The following is a 12,325-nucleotide window of genomic DNA, read 5'->3' on the forward strand; positions in this document are numbered from 1 at the left end:
CATCCCCAAGACGGCGCGCGATATGTTCGATATCAAGCCAGGCGACACGCTGCTGCTGCTTGCGGACACGCATCAGGGCATCGCCATCGTGCGCAACGAGACGTTCGTGGATTATACCAATCAGATACTCAGCACGAGTCCGCTTGCCAAACACGAAGAAGAAGAAAAATAAGAGGTATGGCGATGGACGTATTATCTGTATGCAATCTTGAGAAGCACTACCCTGCTTTTTCCCTCAGGGACGTTTCCTTCACGCTTGCACCGGGCAGCATCACCGGCTTTATCGGGCGTAACGGTGCGGGCAAATCGACTACGCTCAAATCCCTGCTGAATTTTGTGCACCCAGATAGTGGCGACATCCATTTTTGGGGCAAGACATTTTCGCAGGACGAGCTCAACATCAAGCAAAGAGTGGGCTTTGTGACGGGCGGCATCGACTACTATCCCAAAAAGAAGCTGAAGGTGATCACCGAGGTCACCCGCCGTTTTTTTTGTGAGTGGGACGACACCGCCTATCGTAAATATATGGATCTGTTTGCGCTTGATGAGGAAAAGACGCCCGACCAGCTTTCCGAGGGCATGAAGGTCAAATATCCGCTCGCCTTAGCGCTTTCGCACCGCGCAGAGCTTTTGATTTTGGACGAGCCCACCAGCGGCCTCGACCCTGTGTCGCGCGACGATCTTCTGGATATCTTCATGGATCTCGTCGAGCACGAAAACATGAGTATCCTCTTTTCCACGCACATCACCTCCGATCTCGAAAAATGCGCCGACAACATCATCTACATCAAAAACGGCGGACTCATCGCCTGCGAGGAGATGGATACCTTCCTTGCCGGATATAAGGTCGCCGAATTCCAAAAAGGCATGCTTTTAGGCAACGACAAAGTCAAGCTCATCGGCTGCAAGCGCGACAGGCATGGCATGAGCGGCCTCATAAAGGTAAGCGACCTGCCCATCGAAAATGCCAAGGTGCGCGACGCCATTTTAGAAGACATTATGGTGCACATCGAAAAGGAGGGCTGACCATGAAAAACCTGCTGTATAAAGAGTTGCGGCTCGTGCTCCAACCCGTAAACATCATGTTCCTCGCCTTTTCCGCCATGCTGCTCATCCCCAGTTACCCTTACCTGATCGTCTTTTTCTACGTTTGTCTGGGCATTTTCCTGATGAGCATCACCGCACGCGAAAACAAGGACGACTACTATTCCATGATGCTGCCCATCCCCAAACGCGATACGGTAAAAGCGCGTTTTCTAATGGTGATTTTCTTGGAGATTCTGCAGCTTGTCATCGCCATTCCATTTGCCGTCCTAAACCATAAGCTTTTCCCCTCCGGCAACGAGGCGGGCATAAACGCAAATATTGCCTTTTTCGGCTTTGCCTTCATCATATTCGGCGTGTTCAATCTTATCTTCTTCACAATGCACTACAAAAACACCAGCAAAGTAGGCATCCCGTTCCTCGTAGCGTGCATCGGCGTGGGTATTGTCATCATGGCTGTGGAAAGCGCCTCCTATGTCTTCCCCTTTTTCCACGACTACATCAAAACGATGGTACCCGGATTTCTCGGTTACCAGTTCGCTATACTGGCGGCCGGCGCCGTGCTTTACGCATTGCTGACCTTCGTGGCTTATAAGAAGTCTGCAACGGCGTTTGAAAGAATGGATTTTTAACGCAAACAAAAAGGAACCAGCAGCACCGGTTCCTTTTTTATTATCTATTTATTGTCCCTGATAAGGGTAGCGCATCGCCATCGCGGCGTTCTTTGCCGCCTGCTTGCGCTCCGTTTCCGTCTTTGCGTTCAGATAAACCTCAAAATAGTACGGCGTAAAGAATACGCTCAACAGTATAGACGCGATCCCACCGACCGCCATATAAAGAGGCATGCTCCAAATAAGCGGGTCGAGCACTTGCTCCGCCGATACGATCGAATCGATGTTCATCCCCACATTCATAAAGAACGGCAGGAAGCATATCACGGCGATCAGACCGACGATCAGTGACTGGATCAACCCCGCCAGCAGGATATGTCCCAGGTTTTTGAGAAGATTCCCCTGATAGATATAGCGGAAACTGCTGAAAAACGCCTTGAAACCCTGTTGGTTCTCCATCCCGGGAATAAAATTTAAAAACGTCAGGCTGAACTCAAATATCCACCCAAGGACAGCCGCAACAATGATCGCTGGAACCATTGCAGAAAGGATCAGCACCACCGCGTACCACGCGTCAGGCGAATACACTGTCCACTGCATCAGGCTGGGGAACACCGTTGCAAAGAATATGATCAGCACCACGACCGCGACCACAAGACCGAAAATAAAACCAAAGAGTATCTGTGTCAGCATGGTCAGCAGATATTTTGTATAATTCGCGCATGCCGCCTTCCATGCCGCTCCCATCGGCGCAGGCACGCCCGTTACATGGTACGTCCGCAGCACCGCCGTGATATATCCGCTGTAAAGCGGTGCCAAAAACACCGATACGCCAAACATAACAGGCGATATCCACATCATTGCTGTCTGCCGTACAGTGCCTGTCATGATGGTCACAGGCAGGTCAGAGACCATACCCGCATAATAGACCCCGTACAGCAAAAACAATATCCCCAGATAAATCGCCGTGGGCACAAACAAGGCCAAAAGGTTCTTTTTGGCTGTGTTCCACGCACTGCTGAAAACGCCACCCAATGATTTCGTCATAACATATCCTCTCACTGCTCCCGGCACAATGCCGCGCAGTATATCTCAAAAATATCCTCACGCGTGATCGGCTTTGCGTTGCGCTTTTTAATGGCAGGCTCTGCCGCGATCTCTACCAGTTCCCATATTTCTTCGCGCGTATACGTCACCGTTTCCCCGATCAGGCTTTTCAGCAGTTCCTTAAAACCGCCGACCCCGTCAACGCCAAGCAGCGCGCACATCGTGTCTATCTTTTCTTTCTTTGCGTCATACGCAAACTCGATGTATTCGCCCAACGTAAGCACGCACGCGCGTCCGTGCGGGATGTCCTTTAATACCGTGATTGGGTATCCCATCGTATGCACTGCGCTTGTTCCGCCCACATAGATCGCGATGCCGCCAAGCGTTGCCGTATAAAGCATCAGCGCCCGGTCTTCGTCGCTAAATTCGCGCCGCAGCATGGCGTCCTTATACTTCGCAAAATTGCGGAATGCCTGCTCCGCGATCATATCGTTCGACCACGAATCCACCAACAGGTAGGCCTCCGCGCTGTGCGAAAGCGCATCGAGCGCCGTATCGAGCAACACGCGCATGGGCAGCGTCCTCAGATAGTCCGCATCAAGAAACGCCACCTTGGGCAGCACATGCGGACTGGAAAACGATTGCTTGGAATCGCCCACCGTGAGCACAGATACCGCCGTCACCTCGCTGCCCGTGCCGCACGTCGTCGGCACCGCAATGATCGGAAGCGGCTTGTTCGGGTACGACCTGTCGTACATCGCCGCAGGTTCCACATCATTGACCGCCAAAATTGCCACACCCTTCGCCGCGTCGATCGCACTGCCGCCGCCGACCGCTACCACGAACGTAAATTCCGGCGCATAGCCGCATAGCGCCTGCACGTCTTCCGGCGTGGGGTTTGGCGGTACAGAGTCAAGCACCCTGGCTTCGATCCCCTGCTCACCCAAGACATGCAGTACATCCGCAAGCGAGCCGTTCTTTTCCGCCGATCCCGACTTCACGACCAGCGCTTTTTTGCCAAACTGCGAGAACTTCTCCGCGTTTTTCCTGATACATGCCTGTCCCACGATGATCTCTGTGGGAACCTGAAACGTAAATTCCATCCTGCTCTCCCGTTATTTAAAGATTACGCCCTTTTTGAGGATCACGCAGCTATACCCTGCGCTCTCACTCGTCGCCACCACGGCAAAACACTTTTTCGCGCGCTCATAAAACGCAAAGCGTTCCACCTGATCGAATTCCTTATACGCATTGGAAAAGTCCCTGTTTTTGATGATCGATTCAAATTCGTCCCATACCTCAGGGCGCGGGCTGTCTCCCGGATGCATCACCGCCACCGGTTTTTCCACAAAAACATCCAGCGGAAAGAACTGGAGCACCGCATCGATCAAATCTGTCACCGTATGCCCGTCCGCACGGACGACCCTGTTTTCTTTTCCCATAGACTGCGCCGGAAAATTAACGTCGCCAAAACAAATCTCGTCCCCGTGCCCCATCTCCATAATGGTTTTCATCAGCTCCGGGGAGATGATTTCCGGTATTCCTTTTAGCATGATTCGTTCCTCCTACTGTTTTTTTGATTTCATTATACCACATTTTCGCAAAAAAAATCCTCCGCAAAGCATTGCGGAAGATTTTTATATGCCTGTATTATTTTGTGATCGTTACTTTTTTGATGTGCCGCGGCGCATCAGGGCTACACCGTTTTGCATCAGCCAAGCCGCACGCAAACATCTGCGCCGTGACCACCATGTGGAAAGGAGCCGTATACTTTGAGCTCTTTTCAATCAGCAGGCACTTGTCCGCATCCTTGGCATTTTCCTTGTCGTCCGTCACCATCAATACATAGGCCCCCAGCTCCGCATACTGCTTTGTGGAAGCAAGAACATCGTCCATCGCCTCATCGCTCGAGCAATATACGAACACCGGAAGATTATCGGAAATGAGCGCCAGAGGGCCGTGCTGGAAATCCGAAATGGCAAATCCGCGCGCATTGGTGTATGTCGTTTCCATCATTTTGAGGGACGCTTCAAGAGCGATCGGGTATTGCAGCCCGCGCCCAAGCACGATGCAGCTCTGCATAAAGGTGTATTCCTTCGCCAGCTCCATCACGTCCTGTGCCTTTGCAACTTCCTTGCCGATGCCCTGCGGCAGCACGTCGAGCGCCTCTGTCAGCTCTTTGTTTTCCGACCACCTGGCGATCAGCGACGCGAGGCAATACATTTGTGCCGTAAATGTTTTGGTTGCAGCAACACTTTTTTCAAGTCCGGCCGCACAATCCAAATTAAACTTTGCTTCCTTTGCCATCGGCGACTGGCTGTTGTTCGTCACCGCAACAGTGATCATGCCGCTTTTGTTTGCATCGGCCACAACGCTCAGTACGTCCGCCGCCATGCCCGACTGCGATATCCCGATCACCAGCGCATCCTGATAGGTGATCTCCGATCCGTAAAGCGTATTGACCGAAGGTGCGGCAAGGGATACAGGCAGCTTCAAAAGCATTTCGATCAGGTACTTTGCATAGATCGCGCAGTGGTCAGAAGTTCCGCGTGCCGCGATCACCACCTGCTTGATGTCTGCTTTCCTGATCTCCGCAAGCAGCGCTTCCAGCGTCTGCTCATTTGTCTTAAGGATGCCCGCAAGTACTTGCGGCTGCTCCATGATTTCTTCATACATTTTCGTCATAACAATATCTCCTTTATCGTACCTTTTCTAAAAAACACACCATTGTAAACGTGTACCACTTACAATGGTGTGCTAAAGTTTAAATCAAGTTGAAACTTTTTTTATCTTCATCTTATCTGCTTACCTTCTCGCGAACATACGCGATGAGCATAAAGAGAAGTATCAATCCGTAACCGAGCCACTTACCGGCGTCGCCCCAGCCAAGCGCCACGAACAGGTTGGTCAGCGTCTGCAGCACGGCCGCGCCCAGGATAACGCCGACAAAGTTTCCTTCACCGCCATTCAGGGAGATACCACCGACGACGACCGCCGCGATACTCGGCATCACATACTGCGAAGCCATATCCTTGAACGCCTGTCCTAAGTTACCGATCAGCAGCAAGCCGACAAGGCCTGCGATGATACCGCTGAACATGAACGCGATCGTTCTCACGCGCTTCACGTTGATACCGGAAAGGTTTGCCGCAACAGGGTTGCTGCCAACGCCCAAGAGTTTCACGCCTATCTTCGTCTTGTACATGATGAACATGATCACAATCGTCGCTACGATCAGCACCCACAAAATGTTCGGGAACACCCCCGTCATTTTTGCAGCGATCTCATTGAGCACCGGAGACGGTGCGCCTGTGATACTAGACCCTGCTGCATATACATTGACAACGCCCTGCAGGATGTTCGCCATCGCCATCGTAACGACCAGCGACGGCAGCTTCACAAAGTGTGTCAGCAGACCGTTTCCAAGGCCGACCAAGCAGCCCACGCCGATCGCGATTAAAATCGCAATCCAAAGGTTCTCATTTTGTCCGTCCATGAACTTCGCGGATAATACCGCGACCAGAGTCGCGATGTAGCCGACAGAAAGGTCGATGTCTCCGCCCGCACTGATGACGAGCATTTGTGCCAATCCGAACAGCGCGATGAAGGATGCAAACTTCAGCATCAGCAGTACCTGCGATACGGAAGCAAACGACCCTACCGCGATTTCGCCTACAACAAACAATATCGCGATCAGTACAGCTGCAATGATCAGTTTTTTATATTTCTGGAATCCCCCGCTAAGGGCACTCTTTTTCAATGTGTTTTCCTGCGGATTCATTTAGCCTGCCCCCCTTTCAACAATGCTCTTTCGTTGATTGTCGTATAAATCGTGGAGCTTGCGATTGCCGCAATGATGATGATGCCGGAAACAAGCGACTGATATGCGCTCTCAATGTTCGCAACATAGATCAGCTTGCTGACAAGGCTCATTATGATCGCGCCAACGATTGCCATGAATACATTTCCTTTGCCACCCGTTAAGGCCACGCCGCCGACTACCGCCGCCGCAACGCATTGCAGGGTCAGCGGATCGCCAAGGCGCGCACTGCCTGCCTGGTTCTGTGCAGTTAAGAAAAGAGCACAGAAGAAGATAAATACCGCATTGATGAGGTAAGCTGTAAGCTGTACCTTCGCGGTATTGATACCGCTCTGGTACGCAATATTGCGGTTTGAACCAACCGCGTAGATATAACGACCTGTCTTTGTACGGCTCACGCAGTACCATATCACGGCAGCTGCGATAATAAGCAGCACACCCGTCGGTATCGCCTGTCCAAATGCTTTTAGCGCCTCGGGCATCGCGTCTACCGATGCAAAGTCATAAAACGCGCGCATCCAGTTGACAGCTTCGCCGCCCGGTGTCGGCATGATGAAAAGCGCTGCACCAAGCCATACATATGATGTCGCAAACGTCGCAATGATAGGCGGAAGCTTTAAGTATCCAACCGCTACGCCGTTTACGATACCAACGATCAACATAACCACAAACCCCATCAAAAGGGCTGTGATACCTGTGGACGGATCGTCCTTTTTCATAATGCTTGTCATCACACACATCATAAATGCCATCGCGGGGCCGCTCGATAAGTCAAGCCCGCCTGCGATAATAACGACCGCCTGTCCCATTGCAAGCAGGATCAGCGGCGTCCACGAGATAATACTGTTCCGCAGCGAGGACGGCTCAAAAAAGTTTCCCTGCAAAACCGCAACGATCACAATCATCGCAACGAAGATGATCAGCGTCGCAAATTCGGGCCTGTGCATAAACTTCTGAAATCCGTTTCTTCGCGTCATTTCTTTTTCGCTCATTGCACTTCCCCCTCTTCCTTCGATTTTACCTGCAGCGACATCTCAACGATCGCCTCATCGGAGATCTCCTTGCCCTTCAACTCACCGACGATCTTGCCTTCGTACATGACCAATACACGGTCACAATAGCTCACAAGCTCGTCGTTATCGCTTGCATACAGGATAACGCTCATATTCTTTTCTTCCACCATTTTCATGATGAACTCATACAAGTCGTGTTTTGCGCCTACGTCAACGCCCTTTGCCGGGTCTGCAAGAAGCAGCACGTTCGTATCAAAAGGCAGCCATTTACCAACGACGACCTTCTGCTGGTTCCCGCCGGAAAGCTTGTCTACCGCAAGATCGATGCTCGCCGTTTTGATGGACAGCGTCTTCACGATCTGTTCGCATTCCTCGCGATACTTTTTGGTAGGCGTGATGAGAGGTTGCTTTTTCAATGCCAGCTTGGGGAATATCATGTTTGTATAAACAGAATCCTTGAGCATCAGCCCTTCCTTTTGGCGGTCGCCGGGAACCAGTAAAATCCCCTTGCGCACCGCGTTAGCGGGCTGTGTCAGCTTGATTGGCTCCCCATTGATTGTAGCACTGCATTTTGCTTCCTTATAGTTGCCTGCGAGCGCAAGCATGAGCTCCGTCTGCCCTTGGCCGGCCAGTCCGCCGATCCCGAGCACCTCGCCCTTTTTGACTTCCAGAGAAACGCTCTGCAAATACTTTCCGTAGTTTAAGTCTTCGATCTTTAGCTTTGCTTCTGCGGAAACCGTTTTGTATTCTTTTACTGTATTGATGCAGTCAGTGTCCCCGGTGATCAGGCGCACGATCTCGTCAGGATTTTTTTCCTGATTTTCAAAATCGATCTCGCCCACATTGCTGCCATTGCGGAACACAACGATGTCGTCGCACATTTCGAGTACTTCCCACAAGCGGTGAGAAGTAAAGATCATGGCAACGCCCTGCTCGGCCAGCTTACGCATATATTTAAAGAGCGCCTTTACCTGCGCCTGCTCAAGTGCCGCCGTCGGTTCGTCCAATATCAATAATTGCGGATCCTCGGAAATCGCCTTTGCGATCTCAACGATCTGCATTTCACTCGAATCCAATTCACTTACCCGTCTTTCGATGTCGAATCCGGGCATAAACTCATCTAATATCTTTTGGGATAATTCCTTTGCGTCCTTATTATCTAAGAACAATTTGTTTTTCTTTTCAAAGCTGAGCACAATATTCTGCCAAACCGTGAGGTCAGGCAGCAAGCTCAAATTTTGAAAGGCCATAGAAATGCCGGCTCTTTTTGCGTCGATCGGGTTTTTGTAGCTCACCTCATTGCCGTTATACGTAACCGTGCCGCCATCGCCAAGATATACGCCGGTAATGATTTTAGAGATCGTGCTTTTGCCCGAACCATTCGCGCCCAACAGGCCTGTGATCTTGCCCTTCCTACAGGTCAGGTTCCCATCACATAAAGCCGCAACACCGCCAAAACTCTTTGTAATGTTTTTTGCTTCCAGTAAAACCATCCAAAATTCACACCCTTCCCATCGTGAATTTATTCATTGCTGTACTTAATTTACGGGAGCAGGCCTAGAGCCTGCTCCCGTAATAAGTTTCAATTTTGCTTTTTGATCAATCGCTTATTTGAACATTGCCGCAGCTTCTTCTTCTGTGTAGTACTCTGTCAGCAAGAAGTCATCCGGCTTGTCTTTGAGCTCTGCCCAAGCATCGTCAAAGTTTTCGTCCGTGTAGAACGAGCTAACAACATAGTACAGGATCGTGCCTTCGTCACCAGCCAGCTTTGTAGGATCGATATCTTTGCCTTCCGCCATGTTGACAGCCATACGCATTGCAGATGCACCGATTCCCGGCGGGTTCGGCTGTGCGCAAGCTTTGAAGTCAGCTTTTTCTTCACGCAGCTTGTTCCATTCTTTGAAGAATGCAGTGCCCGGATCGCCGAACATTACTTTAGGCAGTTTGCCAGCATCCTGGAACGCCTGCAGTACGCCGAAAGCCATGCCGTCCTGCGTGAATACAGCGTCTACTTCCTGACCTGTGGACAGGATCTGAGCAGCAACCTCTTTTGCCTTTGTCTGGTCCCAGCCACCAGGCGTGCTCTGGAGCAGCTTGATGTCAGGATAGTTTTTCAGAACGTCCGCCGTAGCGCGGATACGCTCGTTGTTTGCCGGATGTCCGTCAAGACCGGAAATTTCGATTGCATTGCCCTTCTGCAGAGTCTTGCAGATGAATTCAGCGTTCTTTGTTTCCCAAGCATAGTGGTCAAGTGTTACCTGAAGCGTACCAGGAGCCTCAGCAGGAGCGTCATATACGACGACCAGCTTGCCGGCTTTCTGTGCATCAGCGATAACTTCGGAAAGAGCCGTGTTATCGTTGGGGTTCACCATGATCACGTTGATTGCCGGATCGTCTACAAACTGGCGAAGGATCTGTGCCTGCTCGTTTGCGTCACCGTTCGTCGTGTTGTTCACGATTTTATAGTCTTTGATTCTGCCTGCTTCTTTATACTCATCACCGACTGTTTTCATGTTGTCGATCATGATGTCACGCCAGGACGTACCGGAAGAACCAGTGGAGATACCGATCACGATGTCTCCTTCAGGAACGATCTTTGTAATACCGCCTGTCGCCGCATCAGCACCACTCTCATCGGACTCTACCGGAGCTGCACTCTCGGAAGGAGCTGCCGACTCAGAAGGAGCTGCACTTTCGCTTGCCGCAGGTGTTTCGGAAGCTGCCGGCGCTGCCGTACAACCAACGAACATTGCAGCTGCGAGTACTAAGCACACAACAACTACTAAGACTTTTTTCATTTTACTTTCCTCCATAAAATATTAGTTAATTACCCGCTCATGCGGATAAACTTAAAATCTTTTTACTTTATTTTACTTTTCCAATTGTAAACCATCTTTTATGACTGCGTCAATAGCGTTCAGTCAATGCTTCGATTAAATGTATAAATGTCCTGTTGCAGCGTGATGGAGATTTTTGACCGGTCTCCCCGCATAAACGACTGCGTCAGCTCGTACGCTTCGCCGGATTCCTGCCGCGTGATACGCTCTACATAAAAACCGCATGTAGGGCGGGGGCATTCCAGCATTTTACAAATAGCGTCTTCAAACGCAATGCTTTCGTACGTTTCCTCCGCGATAAAGGGCAATATCTTTGCCTCGTCCCGCAGAGAATCATATAAGGAAGCGGTTTCCAGCGTTTCCGCACGCAATGTCGGATGTACCTTCACCGGCAGAAACGATGTTTCTAATAAAAGCGGTTCACCGTTCGCCAACCTCAGCCGTACAATTTCATAAACCGGATCGTTTTGCTCTAAACCGAACAAATCGATCAGTCCGTCAGACGCAGCGATTGTTTTAAATTCCAAAAGCTTGGAGGATGGAACGAGGTTTGCAGCATCCATCTGGTGAGAAAAGCTGTACACCTGTTCCATTTTCCTCTTTAGCTTTGTCTTAGATATAAAGGTTCCTTTTCCACGAACCCTTGTCACCATGCCTTCCTCTTCGAGCTCGCCGATCGCGGCTCGTACGGTGGAGCGGCTGACGCCAAAAGTGTTGCAAAACTCTTCTTCCGTCGGCAGCTTATCACCCGGCAAAATGTTCTTTGACGCAATATTCCGTTTGATAATCATCATGATCTGGTAGTGCAATGGCAGCTTACTCTCAAATTGAATCTCGCCGTCAAATACAGGGCTCATATCACTTTTACCTCTTACTCCTGTACCACGATTTCTATTGTATCACACAATTCATCATTTCGGTACACTTTTTATCATTTTTTTTCTTATTTCATCATTTTTGCAACATCCATCGGCAAATTGCTCGACAGGACGTTGTTTGCATTCATGAACAGACCGTCTCCAAGCATCAGCGCCATATCCGCGCCGTCTGTCATCGCGCCGCGTACATTGCGGATCTTTCTCGAGTCGCCGATGTTGCCCACCAGCACGCCCGCCGCAACCAGCTCGTCATAAAGCGTCGTGTTGGATTCATATTCACCGAATACGACCGTATCACACTCTACTTCATATTTATTGAACTTGCTGTCCATCAGAACGACGCTGCCGTCCTTTACTTCAAGAAGCGTTGTTGAAAGCTTCACGTCGACCGGGATCTTGATCGGATGCTCTTCCGGCAGTCCGCCGCCGTTGCCGCCCGCAAAACGCACCTTCAGCACTTCCTTGTGTACGTTCTCGATGTGCGGTGCAAACTCTGCCTCCTGCGTCACATAGATGATCTCCTTGCCGCGCAGTGCAAGCGCTTCCGCCGTATCCGTCGCGCCGTAGTGGTTGCCATAAATAACGACCTTCTGTCCAACCTTGGCAGGCTCGCGCTTGCCGCATTCGGGCCAGTATTCACAGTTCTTCTTTACGCAGACCAGAACGTCTTCAAATTTTACGCCCTTTTCCTTGCCCGGGATGTCAGGTGTAACAGGATTGCTGCCCGTGCCGCACAGTACAACGTCATAGCCCTTGAGCATATCGACTGTTGCTTCCGTGTTCATCTGGATGTTGACATTCAAGTCCTTCATCTGACGGCGCATCCAATCCATGTACCATTTCATTTTGCCTTTCGGCGGAACCATACAGCACGTACGGAGGATACCGCCGAGCTCGCTGTCCTTTTCGTAAAGCGTTACGTCGTGACCGCGCAGCGTAGCGATCCTTGCCGCTTCCATACCTGCGATACCGCCGCCAACGATGCCAACCTTTAACTTCTTGTCCGCGACCTTCATGTCAAGGAAACGTTCGTCGCCGATCGCCGGGTTAACGGCACAGCGCATCTCGTGCTTGA

Annotated in this window: 12 protein-coding genes; 2 read left to right on the forward strand and 10 right to left on the reverse strand. The window is 50.7% G+C overall.

The window, feature by feature from the left end:
• Window positions 1–183 precede the first annotated feature (183 nt).
• Window positions 184–1,026: an ABC transporter ATP-binding protein gene (locus VB081_RS05710; protein WP_323399876.1), complete on the forward strand. Its 843-nt coding sequence runs from the start codon at window positions 184–186 to the stop codon at window positions 1,024–1,026.
• Between the two features lie 2 nt (window positions 1,027–1,028).
• Window positions 1,029–1,676, forward strand: a complete 648-nt coding sequence (locus VB081_RS05715; RefSeq protein WP_323399877.1) for an ABC-2 transporter permease — start codon at window positions 1,029–1,031, stop codon at window positions 1,674–1,676.
• Between the two features lie 48 nt (window positions 1,677–1,724).
• On the opposite strand, the gene VB081_RS05720 is transcribed toward VB081_RS05715, so the two are convergent.
• The 10 genes from VB081_RS05720 to VB081_RS05765 all read right to left on the reverse strand — a co-directional run.
• Complete coding sequence (locus VB081_RS05720) at window positions 1,725–2,702, reverse strand: hypothetical protein (protein ID WP_323399878.1); 978 nt, start codon at window positions 2,700–2,702, stop codon at window positions 1,725–1,727.
• A gap of 11 nt (window positions 2,703–2,713) precedes the next feature.
• Complete coding sequence (locus tag VB081_RS05725; protein ID WP_323399879.1) at window positions 2,714–3,805, reverse strand: iron-containing alcohol dehydrogenase; 1,092 nt, start codon at window positions 3,803–3,805, stop codon at window positions 2,714–2,716.
• Between the two features lie 12 nt (window positions 3,806–3,817).
• Entirely contained in the window at window positions 3,818–4,255 is a 438-nt protein-coding gene (locus VB081_RS05730) for an RbsD/FucU family protein (protein ID WP_323399880.1), read from the reverse strand.
• Window positions 4,256–4,352: 97 nt separating this feature from the next.
• Window positions 4,353–5,387, reverse strand: coding sequence for an SIS domain-containing protein (locus tag VB081_RS05735; RefSeq protein WP_323399881.1), 1,035 nt, complete (start codon window positions 5,385–5,387; stop codon window positions 4,353–4,355).
• Between the two features lie 112 nt (window positions 5,388–5,499).
• Window positions 5,500–6,483, reverse strand: coding sequence for an ABC transporter permease (locus tag VB081_RS05740; RefSeq protein WP_323399882.1), 984 nt, complete (start codon window positions 6,481–6,483; stop codon window positions 5,500–5,502).
• Window positions 6,480–7,514: an ABC transporter permease gene (locus tag VB081_RS05745; RefSeq protein ID WP_323399883.1), complete on the reverse strand. Its 1,035-nt coding sequence runs from the start codon at window positions 7,512–7,514 to the stop codon at window positions 6,480–6,482. The genes VB081_RS05740 and VB081_RS05745 overlap by 4 nt, the downstream gene beginning before the upstream one ends.
• Complete coding sequence (locus VB081_RS05750) at window positions 7,511–9,028, reverse strand: sugar ABC transporter ATP-binding protein (RefSeq protein WP_323399884.1); 1,518 nt, start codon at window positions 9,026–9,028, stop codon at window positions 7,511–7,513. The genes VB081_RS05745 and VB081_RS05750 overlap by 4 nt, the downstream gene beginning before the upstream one ends.
• Window positions 9,029–9,142: 114 nt before the next feature.
• Window positions 9,143–10,333: a substrate-binding domain-containing protein gene (locus VB081_RS05755; protein ID WP_323399885.1), complete on the reverse strand. Its 1,191-nt coding sequence runs from the start codon at window positions 10,331–10,333 to the stop codon at window positions 9,143–9,145.
• 119 nt (window positions 10,334–10,452) lie between these two features.
• On the reverse strand, window positions 10,453–11,229 hold the full coding sequence (locus VB081_RS05760; protein WP_323399886.1) for a GntR family transcriptional regulator: 777 nt from the start codon (window positions 11,227–11,229) through the stop codon (window positions 10,453–10,455).
• A gap of 86 nt (window positions 11,230–11,315) precedes the next feature.
• Window positions 11,316–12,325, reverse strand: a 1,010-nt coding sequence (locus VB081_RS05765; protein ID WP_323399887.1) for an FAD-dependent oxidoreductase, incomplete at its 5' end; no start/stop codon positions are given.

The organism is Christensenella sp., assembly GCF_034927525.1.
Lineage (GTDB): Bacteria > Bacillota > Clostridia > Christensenellales > Christensenellaceae > Christensenella.

Bases quoted from the DNA above. Each gene is read 5' to 3' on its own strand.
- VB081_RS05710 (WP_323399876.1), top strand. From the start codon at position 184: ATGGACGTATTATCTGTATGCAATCTTGAGAAGCACTACCCTGCTTTT.
- VB081_RS05715 (WP_323399877.1), top strand. From the start codon at position 1,029: ATGAAAAACCTGCTGTATAAAGAGTTGCGGCTCGTGCTCCAACCCGTA.
- VB081_RS05720 (WP_323399878.1), bottom strand. From the start codon at position 2,702: ATGACGAAATCATTGGGTGGCGTTTTCAGCAGTGCGTGGAACACAGCC.
- VB081_RS05725 (WP_323399879.1), bottom strand. From the start codon at position 3,805: ATGGAATTTACGTTTCAGGTTCCCACAGAGATCATCGTGGGACAGGCA.
- VB081_RS05730 (WP_323399880.1), bottom strand. From the start codon at position 4,255: ATGCTAAAAGGAATACCGGAAATCATCTCCCCGGAGCTGATGAAAACC.
- VB081_RS05735 (WP_323399881.1), bottom strand. From the start codon at position 5,387: ATGACGAAAATGTATGAAGAAATCATGGAGCAGCCGCAAGTACTTGCG.
- VB081_RS05740 (WP_323399882.1), bottom strand. From the start codon at position 6,483: ATGAATCCGCAGGAAAACACATTGAAAAAGAGTGCCCTTAGCGGGGGA.
- VB081_RS05745 (WP_323399883.1), bottom strand. From the start codon at position 7,514: ATGAGCGAAAAAGAAATGACGCGAAGAAACGGATTTCAGAAGTTTATG.
- VB081_RS05750 (WP_323399884.1), bottom strand. From the start codon at position 9,028: ATGGTTTTACTGGAAGCAAAAAACATTACAAAGAGTTTTGGCGGTGTT.
- VB081_RS05755 (WP_323399885.1), bottom strand. From the start codon at position 10,333: ATGAAAAAAGTCTTAGTAGTTGTTGTGTGCTTAGTACTCGCAGCTGCA.
- VB081_RS05760 (WP_323399886.1), bottom strand. From the start codon at position 11,229: ATGAGCCCTGTATTTGACGGCGAGATTCAATTTGAGAGTAAGCTGCCA.